General features: G+C 34.8%; 16 protein-coding genes. 13 read left to right on the forward strand and 3 right to left on the reverse strand.

The genetic code is table 11. From position 1 onward, the window contains the following. Window positions 1-2: 2 nt before the first annotated feature. Window positions 3-476: an immunoglobulin-like domain-containing protein gene (locus AC1VU3_RS00190; protein ID WP_482982403.1), complete on the reverse strand. Its 474-nt coding sequence runs from the start codon at window positions 474-476 to the stop codon at window positions 3-5. A 125-nt stretch (window positions 477-601) separates the two neighbouring features. Between AC1VU3_RS00190 and AC1VU3_RS00195 the strand changes: the two genes are divergently transcribed. The 6 genes from AC1VU3_RS00195 to AC1VU3_RS00220 all read left to right on the forward strand — a co-directional run bounded on the left by AC1VU3_RS00195 (window position 602) and on the right by AC1VU3_RS00220 (window position 5,861). Next, the gene (locus tag AC1VU3_RS00195; protein ID WP_482982404.1) at window positions 602-1,396 is read left to right on the forward strand and encodes a class I SAM-dependent methyltransferase; all 795 of its coding nucleotides are present in this window, start codon (window positions 602-604) and stop codon (window positions 1,394-1,396) included. Window positions 1,397-1,515: 119 nt separating this feature from the next. Continuing rightward, window positions 1,516-2,076, forward strand: a complete 561-nt coding sequence (locus tag AC1VU3_RS00200; RefSeq protein WP_482982405.1) for a sigma-70 family RNA polymerase sigma factor — start codon at window positions 1,516-1,518, stop codon at window positions 2,074-2,076. Next, on the forward strand, window positions 2,039-3,040 hold the full coding sequence (locus AC1VU3_RS00205; RefSeq protein WP_482982406.1) for a DUF4179 domain-containing protein: 1,002 nt from the start codon (window positions 2,039-2,041) through the stop codon (window positions 3,038-3,040). The genes AC1VU3_RS00200 and AC1VU3_RS00205 overlap by 38 nt, the downstream gene beginning before the upstream one ends. 312 nt (window positions 3,041-3,352) lie before the next feature. Beyond that, complete coding sequence (locus AC1VU3_RS00210) at window positions 3,353-3,553, forward strand: hypothetical protein (protein ID WP_482982407.1); 201 nt, start codon at window positions 3,353-3,355, stop codon at window positions 3,551-3,553. A 107-nt stretch (window positions 3,554-3,660) separates the two neighbouring features. Next, the gene (locus AC1VU3_RS00215) at window positions 3,661-4,122 is read left to right on the forward strand and encodes a GNAT family N-acetyltransferase (RefSeq protein WP_482982408.1); all 462 of its coding nucleotides are present in this window, start codon (window positions 3,661-3,663) and stop codon (window positions 4,120-4,122) included. 473 nt (window positions 4,123-4,595) lie between these two features. Then, on the forward strand, window positions 4,596-5,861 hold the full coding sequence (locus tag AC1VU3_RS00220; RefSeq protein ID WP_482982409.1) for an MFS transporter: 1,266 nt from the start codon (window positions 4,596-4,598) through the stop codon (window positions 5,859-5,861). Window positions 5,862-6,381: 520 nt separating this feature from the next. Here AC1VU3_RS00220 and AC1VU3_RS00225 read toward each other — a convergent pair. Then, window positions 6,382-6,909, reverse strand: coding sequence for a hypothetical protein (locus AC1VU3_RS00225; RefSeq protein WP_482982410.1), 528 nt, complete (start codon window positions 6,907-6,909; stop codon window positions 6,382-6,384). 523 nt (window positions 6,910-7,432) lie between these two features. On the opposite strand from AC1VU3_RS00225, the gene AC1VU3_RS00230 reads away from it, so the two are divergent. The 7 genes from AC1VU3_RS00230 to AC1VU3_RS00260 all read left to right on the forward strand — a co-directional run bounded on the left by AC1VU3_RS00230 (window position 7,433) and on the right by AC1VU3_RS00260 (window position 18,173). Then, entirely contained in the window at window positions 7,433-7,978 is a 546-nt protein-coding gene (locus AC1VU3_RS00230; RefSeq protein ID WP_482982411.1) for a GNAT family N-acetyltransferase, read from the forward strand. Window positions 7,979-8,402: 424 nt separating this feature from the next. Continuing rightward, a complete protein-coding gene (locus tag AC1VU3_RS00235; protein ID WP_482982412.1) occupies window positions 8,403-8,729 on the forward strand; it encodes a hypothetical protein in 327 nt (108 codons plus the stop codon). Window positions 8,730-8,943: 214 nt separating this feature from the next. Continuing rightward, window positions 8,944-10,074 (forward strand): serine hydrolase domain-containing protein, encoded by a 1,131-nt coding sequence (locus tag AC1VU3_RS00240; RefSeq protein WP_482982413.1) that lies wholly within the window; start codon window positions 8,944-8,946, stop codon window positions 10,072-10,074. A 1,792-nt stretch (window positions 10,075-11,866) separates the two neighbouring features. Beyond that, complete coding sequence (locus AC1VU3_RS00245; protein ID WP_482982414.1) at window positions 11,867-12,544, forward strand: ABC transporter ATP-binding protein; 678 nt, start codon at window positions 11,867-11,869, stop codon at window positions 12,542-12,544. After that, window positions 12,541-16,464 carry a M1 family aminopeptidase gene (locus AC1VU3_RS00250; protein ID WP_482982415.1) on the forward strand — a complete coding sequence of 1,308 codons (3,924 nt, stop codon included), beginning with the start codon at window positions 12,541-12,543 and terminating at the stop codon, window positions 16,462-16,464. The genes AC1VU3_RS00245 and AC1VU3_RS00250 overlap by 4 nt, the downstream gene beginning before the upstream one ends. Window positions 16,465-16,911: 447 nt before the next feature. Then, the gene (locus AC1VU3_RS00255) at window positions 16,912-17,457 is read left to right on the forward strand and encodes a GNAT family N-acetyltransferase (RefSeq protein WP_482982416.1); all 546 of its coding nucleotides are present in this window, start codon (window positions 16,912-16,914) and stop codon (window positions 17,455-17,457) included. Between the two features lie 260 nt (window positions 17,458-17,717). After that, entirely contained in the window at window positions 17,718-18,173 is a 456-nt protein-coding gene (locus AC1VU3_RS00260; protein WP_482982417.1) for a GNAT family N-acetyltransferase, read from the forward strand. Between the two features lie 102 nt (window positions 18,174-18,275). Here the strand turns inward: AC1VU3_RS00260 and ltaS are convergent, their stop codons facing one another. Further along, entirely contained in the window at window positions 18,276-20,246 is a 1,971-nt protein-coding gene (ltaS, locus tag AC1VU3_RS00265) for a lipoteichoic acid synthase (protein ID WP_482982418.1), read from the reverse strand. Window positions 20,247-20,390: the final 144 nt, after the last annotated feature.

Consider the following 20,390-nt stretch of genomic DNA (forward strand, 5'->3'; position numbering starts at 1 on the left):
TATCATGGAGAATCCACATAAAACGAGACAGCTATTCTTTTACTAATTCTCTCATCATTCTTAATAGTGTTGAATTGAAAGGTAATCCTATAAACGCCTTTCTGCAGTAAAGTGGACGGCGAAAAGTTCTGCTCTATTTTTTTGCCGGCTTCTAATACATTTAATTCATCAAGTTCTACTGCATCACTATCTACCGCACTCCAAACATTATCTTGTAAGTATTCTAAGATAGTTCCAGATCCTGTATAATCCACCGGTGTTTTCCCATCATTTCTAATAATAACAACCGGTGTCTCACCCTGTTTGTATCTCTCTTGACTAATGGAGATAGAAATAGAAACATCTCCATCTGTATAAATTGAATCAATATTATCCCCATCACTTTGATATTCCTTATCTCTCATGACCTTTTCTTCTGAACAAGCAGCTAATACCGTTATTAATCCAATTATAATCAGCAAAATTTTCTTTTTCATTTCTCCCTCACCTCATACTATTAGGCGGATGAAGATTAAATAAGTTACCAATTTGACTTTTTTGATTCAGATTAATCAATTTTTAGTATAATAGGAGGACAAAAAGTAATTTGTAGAGGTCAAACATGGAATTAAATAATGAAAGTAAAACACTATTTATTCCCTTATTAGGGAAAGCTGTGATGAGTAAAGAAAATATATTTTTACATGATTCAAAAGCAGAAGAAATAATAGCTAAAATAGATTACGACTTTAATTCATTAAAGCAATCAAAATGGTTATCTATGTATATGAGTGTTAGGGCATTAATACTAGATGAGTTATGTAATAAATATATATTGGAACATCCTAATACTACGATTCTTCATCTTGGCTGTGGACTTGATTCTAGGTGTTTACGAGTTAATCAAGGATTTGATGTTTGGTATGATATCGATTTTGAAAGTGTAATTGATATAAGGAAAAATTTTTATGATATAGACTCTAAACATAAAATGATTGGAAGTTCCGTCTTAGATTATAGCTGGATAGATCAAATTCAAAATCCGAAAAATGTATTAATCATTATGGAAGGATTGACAATGTATCTATCAGAAGATGAAATAAAAGAATTAATTTCACACATAGAGAATAGATTTGACGAGGTTCATTTGTTATTTGATGCGTATTCTAAAAGAGGAGTTAGATATTCTAAAATCAAAAATCCTGTAAAACAGATGAACGCAGAAGTGAAATATGGCATTAATAATCCGGAAGAATTCTTATCATTAAATAATAAATTAGAACATGTAGCAACACATCTCATAAAAAAAGATGACAATAACTTGCAGGGTTTAACAAAATTTATTTTTAACTATTTATATTGTGGTAGAATAGCTCAATCCTTATATAAAATATATCAGTTTAACTTAAAAAGATAATGACAGATTACAATTTTACCAGAAGATGCTCCTGTAACAACAGGGGCATTTTTTTATAAAAGTTGAAACGAATTGTGCTGTTCGTTTATCTAACAGATAGCAAAGGAGGGGAAATAGCAGTGGAGGAGAAGCTGAAACTAATAACCAAAGCAAAAAAGGGGGATTCAATTGCTTTTCAGGAATTGATTCATTTGGAGAAAGAAAAATTATATAAGATGGCTTATATTTATATGAAAAATGAAGACGAGGCTTTGGAGGTTTTCCAGGAAACCGTTTATCAAGCCTTTAAATCAATAAAAAAATTAAAACAGGACCAGTATTTTTCGACATGGATAATCCGGATTCTAATTAATACAGCAATTGCAACTTTACGAAAGAAAAAACGAGTCGTTTTGATAAACAAAGAAATATTAGACAATCTGGCAGGCGGCCAAATTGTAGAAACAGATGAGCAAATGGATTTGCTGAATGCATTGAATGAAATTGACGAGAAATATAAGACCGTCTTGTTACTAAGATATTATCAGGATTATACAATTCAACAGATTTCCATGATTTTGGACTGCCCTGAAGGCACAGTGAAGACGAATATCAGTAGGGGAATTGCTGTACTTAAGGAAAGATTGAAGGGGGTATACAAAGATGACAGACAAAATTCCGTCATTCAAGGAAGAATTTGATTCGATCCATGTTCCGAATGAGAAATTAGACCAAATCATTTCCAAAATCGGTACGGAAAAGATGTTGAATAGAAACAAAAAAATACGGAGTAAAGTTGCCATTGGTGTCGTAGCAGCAGTGATGGCGGGTGGAGTTCTTATTGGCTCTGCATCTGTTTCACCTGTAATGGCACAGGTCGTTTCCTCTATACCGCTAATTGGTCAAATATATAAGAACTTCGGCGATATTGGCTTAAAAAATGTTTCTGAAGCAGGAATGACTGAGTATTCCGGGGAATCGAAAACAATCAACGGGATTACAATTACACTTGGGGAAATCTTTTATGATGACGCTAGAACAACAGCCAGCTTTTCAATTGATTCGGAGGAACCAATTGACTCTGATTATTTTGATATCCATCACAATTGGAAAGGGGGAACCCCCTCATCTAATGCTGGAGTTAAACTAAGTAAAGGTTCACCAACAAATTGGTCAGGGATTTTAAACATTAATTATTATAGTTTTAACCCAGATACACTTGAATTGGGCATAACTTTTGAGGGTAAAAAAGGAGAGTTATTCGACTTTAAGAAGGAAGTCGCTAAAGCTCAATATGAAAATAAGATCGATATTGCAAAATCTCAACAATTAGAGAACTTTACATATGAGATAAAAGAAATTAAATGGGGTACCCCTGGTTTTCTCATCTCGTATGATGCAATGTATGAGGAAAAAAATAAATCAACTGACGTTATAATCGATTATGCAAGAGACGTTGGCTTAGAATTTGAAGTGGTAGATTCTTCTAACAATCCGTTACAACCGATAAGCTCGAAGTACGGTAAGCAATTATTTGAACCGCTCGAAAACGATGTGACTGAATTAACAATTATCCCTTATGCAAAATTTGATATTGTGAACGGTAATGGGAAAACAGAATGGAAAGAATATAAGCTAGATCCAATTAAAATAAAGATCCCATAAGTACTCTTTTGTTACAGTCTCAATAGAGTTTCATAACGAATAAGAAAACAAGGGCGTTAATCCGTGAAGGGATTAATGCCCTTTTTGTGAAACTTGCTCAACTAATGGTTCCAGGTTTGCTGCATAAGCAACTTCGTTAAATGTGAATTCTGTAAAGGACGAAGGAAAAAATAACCAAAAACTAGAGTCGTTAATTTCAATTGGGTTATCCGAATATTATTTATATCGCTATTAAATGTTGTTACATTTAGATATATTTGGAATTATAATGAAAGAAAATAGGAAATAAACTTGAATTATAGGGGGTAGTAAATGTCCAAGTATATCGGTATATTTTTTTTAACATTAATGGCTAGTGTAATGTTAATTTATTTATTTGCTGGAGTGTTTAATGGTGGTGGTGATTATGCCGAAACAGCGGTTTATATAGTTGGTGCAACAATCATTATACTTTTATCATTTTTAGTTTCACTCATTTTTTATTTAATAAATTTAATACAAAGCAAAAAGTGATGAACGTTTTCTTATTGAACAAGGAGATATCAAGTACAGTTAATTCACTTCTCTATACTGTCGAAAACAGTAGAACAGTAATTGATCAATTGAAATGGAGAGAAATGATGAATATTAGATTAGCAGAGATAAAAGACATAAAGCAATTAATAAAAATGAGATGGGATTTTACGATTGAACATGATGAAAGTAAAAAAAACGAATCATTTTCTGACTTCGAAAAAGAATGTGAAGCATTTTTAGAGAACGTTCTAAAAGGAGGGCAATGGTTTATTTGGGTTGCGGAGGAAGATGGGATAATTGTTTCACATATTTACATAGAATTAATACAGAAGGTTCCTCGCCCAGGAAGGATAACGTATCCTTTTGCTTATATGACAAACGTATATACACTACCTGAATATAGAAGTAAGGGTATTGGAAGTAAATTACTAGGGGCTATAAATGAATGGGTGAAAGAAAATAACTATGAATTTGTCATAGTGTGGCCAAGTGAAGACTCCATAAATTATTATAAGCGAAATGGCTACATTCACTGTACCGAACCAATGGAATTTTTTCCTTCCTAATGTAACCGAATCTATTTTTCAAGAGGATAACCTTACTCGAACGAAAAAAATGAATGAAAAGGAAGGTGGTTAAAATAGAGGTCTTAGTAATCATTCTATTTTTATGTGTATTTTTGTGGTCTATTACGAAAACAATAGTAACTTTAACAGATAAGATTTTAGAAGTACAAGAGAGGCAGTGCGAATTATTAGAGGAAATAAAATCAAGATTAGATGATAAATGAGAATAGAAGCTAGTGGGAGTATTTATTAAGAGGAATATAGATTGAAGAATAAGTGTTATACAGTCGATAACGATATAACTGAATTAGATATAAGAAAGAAAAATATGGAAGTAAAATGAGGGGGCTATGCTAAAATAAATGAAAGATTGTGAAATGAGGTCCTTCAACTAACGGGCAGTTTAGCTCAGGCAGGAATATAGTTTAATTTGTATATAATAATTGGTATTGTGGTAAGGGGGACTTGTGAAATTGGGGGAATCTATAAATTATAAGAGTGCAAGCCTATTCAAGAATAAAAACTTTCTTATGTATTGGTTAAGTTACGTTTTTTCAGCTTTAGGCGATGCTATATACTTTTTTGTTATTCCTTGGATGATTAAAGAGATAACTGGCTCTGGAATTATGATGGGGATGTTTTTATTAGTAGTTGGAGTGCCAAGAATTATATTGATGTTATTTGGTGGTGTAGTTGTCGACCGTTTCGACGGAAGAAAAATTATGTTCATTTCAGATATCTCACGGGCTATAGTAATGCTTGGCATATTTATTTTAATGGTAACAAATAGTATAAACATGTTTTCTATTTTTACTTTAGGATTTATATTTGGAGTCGTAGACGCATTTTATTGGCCGGCAGTTACTGCAATCCGTCAGAGAGTAGTATCAAAAGAACAGTATGTGCAATCTAATAGCTTATTGTCAGGCACATGGCAAATAACAGCATTATTTGGACCTTTAATGGGAGCATTTCTATACCACATAGACAAGGGAATCATGTGTGTGTTTGTTACAGGGATTGCATTTATTCTATCAGCATTAACTCTGTACTTTTTGAAATTAAACCCGATTATTAGGGAAAAAGAAAGCAATGAACTTAAAAGATCTATCATAGAGGATTTAACTTTCGGTTTAAAATATGTACTACAAAATCGTTTGGTTCTTACCTTAATTATTACCATGCTTTTTGCAAATATGAGTTTTAGGATGTTAGAAGTTGGACTGCCTTTTTTAGCTGAATTATTACAAGCAAACGAGAAGGAATTTGGTTTGATGAAGTCAGCTCTTGGAGCCGGGGGATTAGTCGTTTCTTTCATGTTAACTTTTTTTATTATAATTAAAAATCCTAGCCCAAAGGTCAATATGATAGCTATATCTTGCCAAGGATTAGGGTTATTATTTTTGGGGTTAACGACAAATTACTTACAAGCAATTGCAGCTATCTTCTTTATTGGTATAGCAACAGCAGTAGTAAGCACTATTGGACCAAGTATTTTTCAGAAAACCATTCCAGAAGAAATGATGGGGCGAGTATCAAGTATTAATATGATTGTTGCTCAAGGAGCAGTACCATTAGCACAGGCAGCAGGAGGATGGTTCCTAGATACCACAGGACCAAATACGTTATTTATTGCTGCTGGAATTGTAGAAACCTTGACGGGATTGGTTGCATTAATGTTATTAGCAGTTTCCTTTTATGATAAAAGAGAGAAAAATCATACAAAGGAAGTAATTTAGCAGTTCTTCGGTATATATAGGGGGATACTTCTGTAATAAACGAATTGGTTGCGTACTACGAAGAATTTCGACAATATAAATCGGCTCTTATCTATCTAAAAAAATACTATAAAGGAGTAAGGATTCAAAAGGGGAACTAATAAACTTGTCTAAGGTTCCGATTCTTTATGAATTGGGTCCTTTATAGTTATCCTAAAGTAAAAAATTTTAGCTACATTTAATATGAAGGTATAGTCATAAAGTTCGGTGGTCTTAGAACAGTAAAGAAGATACCTTCATAAGTAGAAGAATAAATAAATGGGGACGCCTATTCATTATATGAAATGGCGTCCCTTTTTTTATTTATCCCGCATTAAGGTACAGTAGGACTCCCACTTCAAGAAGGCAAAAGAAATGAGACAGCTAAGTGGGAGATCAACTGTCCCTAAAAGCCCGATTGGTTCAACTAATGATTGGTGGGGGATGAAAGAACCCCCCCACCAATCAAAGTTTCACTTTATAGAGAATTACAAACTTGTAATTACGGCGAAAAATTCACACCCTGTTTAAAACCTTCACCATACAAGTATGAATCGATAACTTCAATATGACTTGGATAAAAGCCAGTATCTGAATCAACTCTAAACCTTAATAAGAGATAGCCACCTGACAATCCATCACTAAACGGCATAAAAGCCCATTGATGTGTAAGTATTTGTGCTTCTTCCTCTATAAATTCCATATCCCTTAAATCATCTATAGATTCATAAGGAATCAAATGTGAATGCTTCATAAGTTCTTTGATTGCATCTTCTTTTGTCCCTCTGTAACCTGCTAGTCCTAGTTCATCAGAAGAATAGATTGGGAAGTCCTTTGCTTTAGAATCGACCAATTTTAAATCACTGAGAGCAGTATTTAGCTGTGCCTCTAAGTTAGAATTCTCATCTAAAGTCTTATTCATCACAACTGCGTTTTCTTTTAGTTGCTTTTGATAATTAAAATTGTAGTACGCTAACACACAAACCGTTATAGTCAGCAAAATAATTAGTGTATTTTTAATTATTCGCAAAGGCAATCCCTCTCTTCGTGACTTTAGGGACACCATGTAAAAACAACAATAGTTTGTACCTTTGTTTCATTTTCTTCACTCCTAAAGTATGAATTTTAGTAGCTAAATAACCATTGACTGTTTCCTTACATAATTAATAAACCCCGGGATTCAGTAAATATACAAATGCCTGTATGGGGATTGTTATCATGCAGCCTCCTAAATTGAGATTTTTCCAACTCTGTCTCCGTTTATTTAATCCTAGCATTATATTGGTGAATTACAATTGTGAAAATTCTGTTTAATAATAGTGTTCTTGCTTTATATTTGGGGTAAATTTACGAAACTTCTAACAAGAGAAGATATTGTACACTTATCACTTAGTAGAGAATACTTCTATTCATTTATCCGCTTCAAAAGGAAGAAGCCTATGCTTTTGGTTGTTACAATTTTTACCTCCTGAGGAAAAGGATTATTGCCAACTTAATAGAATTATAGACATAGGGCAGAGTAAATTTCTTTTTCAGAATGGGAAGGTGTCAAAATGAATATTGCAGAAGAAATCATCATTTCTCCATTACAGGATGAATTAACAGAGGATATTAATAAAACAAACGATTATTTTACAGTGTTTGGTAAGGTTGTACCAAGTTTTCAATCAGGAAAATGGTCTTATGAAGAGAATTTATTTGAAGAAACGAAAGAAATATGTTTCCCAGAGGATAAACTTGATTGGAGCCAATATATAAACCGTGAAGATAAAGCTCTATTTTTAGCTTATCAAAATAATAATTGCATTGGGCAAATTAGAATAATAAAGGATTGGAATCGCTTCTGTTATATTGAAAATATCGCAGTAAAAAAAGAATTTAGAGAATATGGAATCGGAATGTTGCTCTTAACGAAAGCGGAAGAGTGGGCAAAACAAAGAAAACTTATCGGAATGTCTTTAGAAACTCAAGATGATAATCTTGGGGCATGCAGATTCTATGTGAAACAAGGATTCGTACTAGGCGGAGCTGACACATTGAAACAGTCTTATAATCCTAATATAGAAACCACTCTATATTGGTATAAGTTATTCAAGTAACGGGGGCTTTACTTCAGGAAGGAGTAAAGCCTTTTTCTTATTGAATTAACGAGGAATGAAATTTTTGAAAAAAGGAATTTAATGGATAAAAATAGTATAATTAAAGAGTCTAAAAATAAATGGATATAATTTTTAGCCAATAGTTGTTGAGGAGGCGTTCATTATGACAAATAAAAGAATGTTTAACGACTACAAGGGGATAACGACTGCTTAACGAATTGTTTAGCGTTTCCCCGATTCTTTAATTCAAGTAAGAACTGAAATAGCAAAAGAACTCGGCTACAAATGGAACTTGGATATGCTAGCCTTTCTAGGCTTGACTATGGTCAAGAAGATGTGGCTGACTTTAGAAAAATGATTTTAAAATATATAGTTCCAATATCCGTGAAATTAAGGGAAAAGCAGTGAAGGGGAGGTGAGTAACTTGAAAACTAACTTAATTGCAGGTTCGATTTTTTTGTTAGCAATAGCAATTGTATTAAATGGTTGGTTGATTTCAAGTAAATTACATGAAGAAGAACAAAAGGAAGTAGTAGATAAATTAATGCCTGAGAAGCAACTACTAACACAATCGGAATTAGGTGAATATCTTGGCATTACTGAAGACGAAGTGCTAAAACTCATGCCAAAAACAAATGGTAGTGTTACAACAAGCAGCATCCCAGTTATAAGAATTGGAGATAAATATTATTTTCCGATTAAAGGAATAGATAAATGGTTGACCGAGACAGAAGTAATAGGTTTTTACTGACAGATACTCAAATAGGGTAACAACTTTTCGGAAGTCGCTCTTTTTACATTTAAATGTACTTCTGAAAGTACTCTTGCCTTAGCAAAGATTCTGGTGATTTCACTTTTCTCATTCCCCTAAAGACCTTGTATGAGTTAATTAGGAACACCGTTGTTAATAGATTAAAATATATGTGAAATGTTTTACTAGTCAGAATAGATAAATGGAGGTTAGCATGGAACAGTTAAACGAAAAGTTAAATCAGATAACTGATTATATCAATTTAATTCTTAATGATCATGATGGAGTGGGGGTGAGCGTCGCAATAGTAAAAGACTCTGATATCATCTATTCTAAAGGTTTTGGATACTCACAGCTCTACCCTTTAAACCAACCGATAGACGGTGATACGTTAATGAGCATCCAAAGTATTTCAAAGAATTTTATGGCACTATCGATTATGCAACTTGTTGAAAAGAACCTGATTTCATTGGATGATACTGTTGTTAAATACCTACCATACTTGAGGACTAAAAATAAACAACAAAGTGATACGATCACGATACGGTATATCTTATCTCATACAGCTGGTTTTCCATCTAATTTAGGGATTGCAAATATGATAGCTCCGAATGTAAAAGAAATTTTTTCTGAAACACCTACTGAATTTCAAGAAGCCCTAGACTTTTACAATCTTACAGAGAGTGAGATTGGAAGTATACAAACTAGAGAAGATGTAACAAAATGGTTCCAAAAAGTTGAATTGGAGTATCCAGTGGGAGAGGGATGGAATTATTGTACAGATTCATATGTGATACTGGCAGATTTATTCGAAAAAGTGACAGGCTCCAATTGGGAAAACCATCTTAAAAATGAAATCCTTATTCCCTTAAATATGGAACGGACAACTTGCGATTCAGATAAAGTTGAAATGGATTTAAATAGTGCAAGATATTACATGGGCGAAAATAAAATAGAAACACCTTTTCCAAAAAACTCAATTTCAGCTCCAATCGGTTATTTGTATTCATCGGCAAATGACTTAGGGAAATATTTAGCGTTTCACTTAAATAAAGAGCAGAATATCTTACGTTCAGATTTAGTCGAAGAAATGCAGAGTCCTATTCATCTTGTCAGTGAGGAATGGCGATTTGGAAGTGAAGTCAGAAGTTACGGACTTGCATGGTTTACTGACATGTATAGAGGATTTAAAGTTATAGAGCACGGGGGAGGTCAAATGGCTGTAAGGGCGCTGATGACAATGGTTCCTGAACTTAACTTGGGGGTAGTTGTCTTACTCAACTTTGACGGAACCGCTCATCATGATATTTGTGACAAGGTTATAGACGTATTCATAGATTCCTAATATAATATAAGAAGATTTTTTTAATAATTCATATTCAATTAAATACAAATTAATTTTGGCTATTTTTTGATTAAACCAGCTATGAAAAGTGATTCATATTGAACTAACTAGGGCGTTGATCCAAGAAGGGATTAACGCTCTTTTTGTTGAATTCCTTATTCTAGAAAATGGGCAGGTTAGTTTAAGAAGGAATACTATCCTTTTTGTTGAATAAAGATTAAGAGAAGCGTGCCATTTGTCTGCAGGATTATTTACAGGAGCGCAAAATAAAAAGTGATTATTTGTTAAATACCATTAAAGATCTTTGAATCTTATATATCACAAAGGCATGTTAAGGCCTTTACAAACGATAGAACTAATGAAAATAATGCTCAATAAAAGAAAATAATTTCTATGGCTAATGAAAAAGACTTAGAAGAAGCTAACCGTAAATATTAAATCGTTTCTAAGTATCTGCAAGGTGAAGAAATAAAGGATAAAGTATATCTGATAGAACCATTAGGAATTGGATGAAAAAGTATAAAGAGCGGAAGAACTTCATGGAAATGGATTTGTTGGTCTCTTACCTCATACTAAGAATAAAGGAAATAGATTACAAAAATTACCCGATGAAACATTGATCTAATGCATTAAATGATTTCTGAGAACTACTATGCAACGATTAAATTAAAATCAGCTAAACAAGTATATCGTGAACTACTTATTAAAGGTAAAGATTTAAATGTATTAATTCCATCTTACGTTACTTTTTGTAAGGAAATTAAAAATTGTTCCCCGTATGAAATGGAACTTGCGAGGAAAGGGAGTAGAGCAGTAAAGAAATATGAAGAGGTTTTTACTGAACTACACTTTACTACGCCTAAACATACGCAATTGTCAAATTCCTCAGCAAAATACTTATTTTAAGGATGTCATGGTAGCGAGTTTTCATCTTCGACGTGGCATAAATGGCTGGGGGTGACAGTGAAGATCAATCATTGCATTACCTTTGATTCACCGAATTTATATCAATGTTTTATAAGCTCTACTCTTTGGAGTAGGGCTTTTATTGTTTGAACCCGAAAAAAATATTGAATTTAGGTTTAAGGCATATTGCTTTCTTAGGGGTTTCGGGCGAACATTCATATTCAATATTGTCCTGGCCCTTGTTCCTTTAGTACATAATGAAAAGATGGTTTTGTAAATTTCGGCAACCAAAAAAATCCAATAACGATTTAGACAAAACGATATACCGCATATCGAATGAAAAGAACTTTATCTGAAAGAAGAAATGACTAACGATATTATGCAGTATTACTTAGGAGGTTATATATTTAGTTTTTGCAAAAAAAACACGATTAAAGTCGAAACTTTGTTATTAAAATCACAGTCTTTAAAATGAAACAAGGTACTAAAATCTTATTTTTCGAAATATTATTGAGATCTACGACACCTTTCGTTAATATCTTTATTAATACACAGGAAATAGTTGGTATTGTTTCAAATCATATACTAATTGATCCTGAATAATAAAAACCTAAATTGGGGTATTAAGTTTCTTATTAGTAGTTTTAGTTTCCGTTTTTGGGGGAGCTGAGAACGAAATTGTAGAGGCTACAAAAAAAGACAGAGATGATTACACTTTTAGTGAAGTTAAACAAATCTTAGAATAAAAATAGGAGTTAATATTAAAAATATTCTTATAACTCTACAATACACAAATCTGTATTCATCCCTTATCATGCAAGTAAGATAAGAAGTTTTACAAAAAAATCTATCAATCTACATTTTTGGATAGTGGGGGGAGATTGGATTGATTCAGGTAAAAGCCATTTATAAAACCTATCGCCAAGGTAAAGATTCAATTGAATTGTTTGAGAACCTTTCTTTAAACATAGAAGCAGGAAAATGGGTAACGATTGTAGGTCCATCAGGTACCGGAAAAACCACTTTACTTAATTGCATTTCGGGATTGCTGCCTCCAGACCAAGGGAAAATCCTATTTGCTGACATTGACCTTTATCGTTTACCCGAAAGTCATCGTAGCGATTTACGGAAGATGAGCATCGGGTTTATCTTTCAGGATTTCAAGCTGCTCCCATTCTATTCTGTATTGGATAACGTGATTTTACCGCTTATCCACGACGAGTCGAAAACTGAGTTGTACGAACGAGCGAAGGAACTCCTATTAAAAGTCGGTATTACTGAAGATAAATTTAATCGGTTGCCGAACAGGTTATCTGGTGGAGAAAAGCAACGCGTTGCTATTGCACGGGCTTTAATCGCAAAACCTCAAGTTTTAATCGGGGACGAGCCAACGGGAAATTTGGATACCGAAAATCGCGATCAACTGCTTAAGTTGTTTGATGAAATTAAAAGTTCTGGTCATACGATCATTTTAGTCACGCATGACTTAGAAGTGGCCAAACGCGGCGATCAGACTTATCGACTGACTAATGGGTTGTTGGAGAAAATGGAGGTTTCCTTATGATCCGTTTAGCGTATAAGCGAATCATGAACCGTAAATTTGTTTCTTTCATGCTTGTTCTAACTTTAGTCAGTGTAATGCTCTTAGTCCCAATGGGTATTCAGCAAGCAAAGGAATCCCATTTGGCTGTCCAAAATGCGATAGCTGAGAAGGGGAGAGGAACGTATGATATTTTGGTCCGTCCATCAGATTCCAGAACCCCTGTTGAGAAGAGTTCCGGCATAGTTGAGGATAATTACATTGGAGATAGTAAGGGTGGAATTTCCATTAAGGAATGGAGGGACATCCAAAAATCCTCCGACATTGAAGTGGCTGCACCTGTGTCTTCCGTCGGATATTTTACAGGTAAAAATTTTAGCGTACAGTTGCCCGAATTAAGTCAACCGGGTGAAATGGAATATCAGTTTTTTACTTCGGATGGAAAACAAGAATATCCAATAAGTGAGCCTGTAAGTGTCGTCTATTTTGAAAAAACAGAGACAGGAGAAATCCAATATCTAAAATCCGATTTAGATGCGAATAGTCTTACGATGTTTGCTTTTATGCCTCCCGCTTATTACCATATTGCCGCGGTTGATATAGAAAGCGAAGAAAAGCTCACTGGTATCGACTTCACCGAATTGAAGAATGAGGTTACAGAGGAAGACAAGAGATTTTTGGACGATACTTACCCTAATGTCCCCATAATTAAAGTCATTCAAAGACAAGACCTTAATGTCCCGATCATCCTTAAAATTCAAAAGAAGTCCCTTGATATTACACTTTCCGAATACCAGGAGAAATTAGGGGTTCCCGAAGAAGCATTTATTATGAGTGCAGGTCCGGAACTTATAAATAAAGCATTTGACGAAATTTCAAAATTAAAACCTTTAGAAGAGGACAAATATCAAATTGATCTTTCACCTTACCAAAAGCCTTTTGATGGAACAGCTTTACGTCTTACGGAGAAATTTGAAGTGTTGCCTGCTGATGGGAACTATGGTTACGGACAAGTAGATAAACCAGTTTATTTTACGGCAGATAAACTAAACTACATTCAAGCTGACGGGCAACTTGGTGTGAAAATTGAAGAAAATGGAAATCCGCCGTCATATAAACAAATCCATAAACACGGAAAAAGTCTATTAGAAACAAGATCACATCCATTTATCCTTCATCAAGTTGGAATGTTTGAACACTCAAATAAAATAGGAAACACGTTGGCTTCTAATCCATTAGGTATTTATTCAACCGAAGTAGTCAGGGCGGAAAATGGAGAAATTTTGAAACCGACCACCATTCCTGGCAGCTTTATCCCTCAGGCCGCCGGAGGGCTAATATCAATTGAATCGGCAGAAATGATAAAAGGGACAAAACCGATTGATGCGGTTAGAATTCGCGTGGCTGGAATCACTTCCTATACGAAAGAGGCTCAAAAGAAGATTGAAGCTGTTGCCACCCGCCTCTTAAAGGAAGGATACGAAGTAGATATTGTGGCTGGTTCGTCCTTCCAAACGGTCACTCTGAATGTAGAAGGGATTGGCCTTGCTGAAACGCCTTGGACAACTTTGGGTGTCACTCAAAAATTGGAAGAAGAATGGAATTTCATGTCTATTCTGTCCACCATTCTATTCAGTGCTTTTGGTGTAGTCTGGTTCTCAACTCGTCTCCTATTTGAGAGGAATGCCCTAAGGGAAGAAGATGCTCTTTTAATACTTGTTGGTTGGCAAAATAGACGAATATTCCACCGCAATGTAATCGAACAAGCCATCCTAATTACTTTGGCTTTTCTTATTAGCTTGCCACTGATTAACCTCTTACATTTGGGGAGGAATGGTTATCTTTTTTCGATAGGCATATGGTTCATCTTTCTAATTCTCTTACTTGTTGTATTCCAACCAACGAACAAATCTATTAACAAACAATCATTTCGAGCTAAAAAATTTCCTTCGATATCCTATTACCGTCGAATCATTATTCCGGCTGCTATTATTGTTACGCTTTCAACCGCTTTAATATCCATGCAACTCATTAGCATCCTGAGCTTGTTAGAAGAAGCTAAAACGACAAGCCTCGGGCAATTTGTTGCAGATCAATCAATGTGGTTCCAAATGACAATTTTGGTCATGACGTTTATTCTCTCCTTATTTGCTTTAAGCGAAACGCTAAATACTCTACTCACTTTAAGGAAAAATGAGCTGGATATGTATTATGTGATCGGATGGTCAAAAAAAGAAATAGCCAGATACATCCAAAAAGATATAGCAGTATGGGCACTTCCTGCAATTGGATTGGGAATGCTAATTAGTATTTGTTCCTCGTTTTTGTTGAAACAGTTGCTATTTTGGAGTTTAATTGGAACTTTTACCTCTGGATTAATTTGGTTCTTTTTAATTTATGTCTTGGTAGGTTGGGGAAGAAAATCTTCATCATTGGTAATAAAAAATACCGGTTCGCGATTCAAGAGATTGACAATTTTAACAGCCTCAGGAGTCATTGCTTGTTCAATAATCGGAATATTATTTTTCAATTATTATTCAGCTAAAGATGTAAATGATTCAGTTCCAGTTACAGCACCAGTATCCGGTTCAGTGGTATCCAATCAGTCTGCTGAAATAGAAGGACCTCCGAACGAGCCGATTAAACTACCGAAAACCCTTCAGTTAGAATCCGGGGCGGTAGGTAACTACAAATTAATCGTCAAGATGGATGACACCGGGACATTTAACATTCAGGCAGACATAGAAGTAGAGAACCGCTCGAATGATGACTGGAAAGACATTGGTTTTTACTTCATACCCAATGCCTTTACTGAGGAAAATAAACCGGAATTTATTAAAAATGCTCAGCAACTTGATGTCAAATTGATTGAGATTAATGGAGTTAATCTGTCTTATGAGCTTCAAAAGGAACGATTGACCGTCGAATTGTCCGAATTGCTTCATTCTGGAGAGTCTCTGGTAGTCAGGATCGAATATTCATTGAAATTATCAGAAGATGGATCCAGACTAAAAATGAAAGATGACAGCTATTATCTTGCCCAATGGTACCCAATGCTCGCTTATTACAGCGATGGTTGGAGGATTGAGGATTACTATTATCTTTCAGGTGAATCCTACAACACGGGTTACGGTTCCTATGATGTAACGTATCAACTTCCAAAAGATTATCTCATTGTCAGTTCAGGGGAGAGTGATCCGGCAACCCCTGTTTCAACCGGAAAAATCGAAGTAAAACAGGTAAAGGATTTTTATTTGGCATTTCTAAATCCAAAAGATTGGATGCCTTTAATAGAAAATAGCGGTGATACCGAGGTTCGAACCTTGTTACTTAAACGAGACAAGGGTTTGGCCGAATTTGTGCAAAGCACCGCCAAGGAAGCCTTTCGGTTTTTTGAGGAGAAAATCGGTCAATATGACTCACGGGAACTTGACCTACTCGGAAATCGTGGTCAGATGGAGTACCCGCATGTCGTCGATATATCCCCGGAAAGTGAACATGTTATCGTGCATGAAATCGCCCATCAGTGGTTCTATCATATGACCTCAAATGATCCGTTTTATGATGCGTGGATTGATGAAGGGTTAGCTCAATTGGCAACTTCACTTTACTTAACTCAAAAATATGGAGATTCTACGAAAGGGTTCGAATCCCCTCAGAAATTCTTGGAATCCAGTGAAAATGAAAGTGAATTTGCTAATTATCCAATCACTCATTTCGCAAATTCAGGCGAATATATATCAAGTGTTTATGGAAAAGTTCCCTTAATTCTGTATTCGTTTTTTGAAGAAAATGGAGGGGAGGAAGAGGCCCTAAAGTTTTTAGCAGCCTATTTCCGTGAATTCCGCTACAAACATGTAGATAGCAATCAGTTTTCTAAATTTTTCATCGAACGGTATGGGAAGGAATCGGAGGCATTTCTGAAAGAATGGTTAGTACTATGAAATATCTTCGCTTGTTATACGGGATCACGATGTCCCAACCAGCCTAATCATGTGTTAACAAGTAGAGGGCGAACAGTTTAGTTGTCGGGATCAAGTCCCACGGGGGCTTCCGTTCTACCCCGGCTACTATCAATCTATCAATCTATAAATTGAATAAAAAATAGTCAACCAGATTTCTCTGGCTGACCTTATAATACGACGGGGGCTTTAGTTCAATAAGGATAGTAGAATATTTCGCTAAAGAGTGCTCAGATTTTTGAGCACTTTTTCTTGTTCATTATTTACTTGTTTTACTGGTGATATAGATGCTGATTAAACCTGTTATTTACGTTATCGATTGTAACTTTTCCCCATCACCCCAACTTCTTTCTTCCTAAAGTAAAAGGATTATTGCTAACTTAATAGAATATAGACAGAGAGCAGAGTAAAGAATGAGAAGGTGGCAGAATGAATATAGCAGAAGAAATCATTATTTATCCATTACAGGATGAATTAGTGGAGGATATCAATAAAACAAATGATTATTTTACAGTGTTTGGTAAGGTTGTACCAAGTTTTCAATCAGGAGAATGGTCTTTTGAAGAGCATTTATTTGAAGAAGCAAAAGAAATTCGTTTCCCAGAGGATAAACTTGATTGGAGCCAATATATAGACCGTGAAGATAACGCTCTATTTTTAGCTTACCAGCATAATAATTGCATTGGGCAAATTAGAATAATAAAGGATTGGAATCGCTTCTGTTATATCGAAAATATCGCTGTAAAAAAAGAATTTAGAGAATATGGAATTGGAAAGTTGCTCTTAACGAAAGCGGAAGAGTGGGCAAAACAAAGAAAACTACTTGGAATGTCTTTAGAGGCTCAAGACGATAATCTTGGAGCATGCAGATTTTATGTGAAGCAAGGATTCGTACTAGGCGGAGTGGACACAATGAAACATTCTTTTAATCCTAATATAGAAACCACTTTATATTGGTATAAGTTATTCAAGTAACGAGGTTTAATTCAGGAAGGAGTAAAGCCTTTTTCTTATTGAATTAACGAGGAAGAAAATTTTTAGGAAAAGGAATTTAATGGAGAAAAATAGTATAATGAAAGAGTCTAAAAATAAATGGGTATAATTTTTAGTCAATATTTGTTGAGGAGGCGTTCATTATGACAAATAAAAGTATTTATATGTTTAACGATTACAAGGGGATAACGACTGCTTAACAAATTGTTTAGCGTTTCCCCGATTTTTGAAAGGGGAAAATTATGAGTACAGAAAATGTGAAGATTGTAGAATTAAATGCAGACAATTGGTACGATTGTTGCGAATTAGAGGTATCAACCGAACAAAAAGCATACATGGAGCCCAATGCCATATCAATAGCTCAGTCAAAGTTTGAGCCTACATTAAAGCCATATGCTATTTATGCTGCAGATAAAATAGTTGGTTTTTTGATGTACAATTCCGTTCAAGAAGAACTTGATGGTTATTGGATCTATAGAATAATGGTGGATAAGGAACATCAGGGCCAAGGTATAGGTAAAGCTGCGACCAAATTAATGATCACCGAAATGGCTAAATTACCGAATGCAAAAAAGATTGTTGTAGGTTATCACCCTGAAAACATTGGAGCACATAGTTTATACTCGAGTTTGGGATTTATTGATCATGGCGACAGATTCGGTAAGGAAATGGCAGTTATCAAATATGTAATCGAGTGATAGATCAAGAGCTGTAATCAGCTCTTTTTTACTATATTTTTCATTAAAAAAAGGCAGAAACGTTATTTATAACATTTCTGCCTTTAAAACTTAACTAGAGCACTATTTCAAACCTGATTCAACATCGGTTTGTTTAATTTCTGAGTTGATATAATTGTATTCAGAACGATCGACTGGTGTGAAGTTTTCTGGTGTATAGAATCGCAGTAAATCTCCATTCACTACTCGGTCTGATAAATCTAATCTGTCCTGTACAAATTTTTGATAGTTTTTCGCTACATCTAGTTGATCTTCTTCCGACAGTAACCCGGTTTTTGTGTCGTAAAACTTGTCAGCTACATAAGTAATGTCTGGGCTAACAAATTCACCGTTACGGAATGGCACAATCTCAATATGCTCTGGAGATAATAAGTCTGTACCAAAGTGTACGTAATCCTTTGTCTCTTCTCCTAATAAATGAAGGAGCGTTGGAAGGATATCTATTTGTCCTCCATATTCATGATTAACGCCACCTTCAACGCCAGGTACGCGAATAAATAATGGTACTCGTTGTAGCTCTGCCTTACTTACAAAAGGTGTTACTTCTTTACCGAGAACGGTTTCCATTGCTTTGTTATGGTTTTGAGAAATACCGTAGTGGTCTCCGTACATGACAATAATCGAATTATCGTATAGTCCAGATTCCTTTAAGTAATCAAAGAACTGCTTCAATGCTTCATCTGCATAACGAGCTGTTTGGAAGTAATTATCTACTGATCGATCACCCGTCGTATGCGGTGCAATCGTAGCTTCTTCCTGATTCATCGTGTACGGATAATGATGCGATACCGTTATAAATTTTGTATAGAATGGTTGAGGCAACGTTTCTAACAAGGAAATCGATTGCTCATAAAACGGTTTATCGTGTAACCCATAATCCGCTAATTGCGCTGGGTCCATATCATAGTAACTGGAATCAAAGAAATGATCATATCCAAACGATTTATAAATTTCATTACGGTTCCAGAAGGTTCCTGAGTTCGGATGGAACACTGCTGATGTATACCCTAGAGAATCTAAAATCGCAGGTGCCGCTTGGTACGTGTTCAAACCTTTTGTGGTAAACGCTGACCCTTGTGGCAAGCCATATAGTGAATTTTCCAACATAAACTCTGCATCAGAGGTTTTTCCTTGTGCCGTTTGATGGAAGAAATTATCGAAATACATCATATTCTCTTCCTTAGTTAGAGAATTTAAAAATGGAGTAACTTCTTCCCCGTGTAACTTGTAATCAATTAAAAACTCTTGTATGGATTCAAGGTGCAAAAAGATGACATTCATTCCTTTACCAGCTCCAAAGTATGTTGGATTTGGTTCAGCATGTGTAGATTTGGTGTGGTTAATCACTTCTGTCATGTCATCGCTGTCTGCCAAAGCTCTTTGCGCAGATGCACTTGTACTTTTTACCGCATCGTAAATGGTGTAATTATACATTCCTAAATATTTCACAATATAATTACGGTCGAAGCCTCTTGTTAACAATTGAGGTCGATCCATTTCTGCCAAAGCTAAATTCACCCCTGAAATCCCTATTCCCAATAGGAAGATGATTGCCATTCTACGAGGCTTGAAATTCGTCACGTCTACTTTTACAAATTTAAAAGCAAGCATTCCAATTAGGATGATGATATCAAGGAAGAATAACAAATCATATGGTCTCAAAAGAGAAGTGATACTGCTACTTACATCCCCGAAATTTTGGGTCTGCATGATGGTCGGCAATGTGATGAAATCGTTAAAGAAACGATAATATAAGACATTGGCATATAAAAGGAAAGACAAAAGAAAATCAATAACAAGTAACCAAATGTACTTTCTTTTTCCTTTAAATAACCATGCAAAGCTTAAAAATACAATAGCAGACCCTAAAGGGTTTAGAAATAAAAGAAATTCTTGAAGTGAATTTCCTATGCCTAAATCAAACTGCGTTAATTGAACAATATACGTCTTTATCCACAAAAGAAGGACAGCTGTAAAGAAAAAGACCGTATATTTACTATATATTTTCTGGAATTTCTGTAACATTCTATCCATTATGATCCCCAATCTATATATACAAATACTATTAATCTACTTTATATTACACACTTAAAATAAGTATATCTACAAACAATTTTAACCACTTAGTAACCAATCCCTTTAAAATGATTTTTAATATATGCATGGTTCATTTAGGGA

The sequence above is a fragment of the Psychrobacillus sp. Z16_25 genome (genome assembly GCF_056856695.1).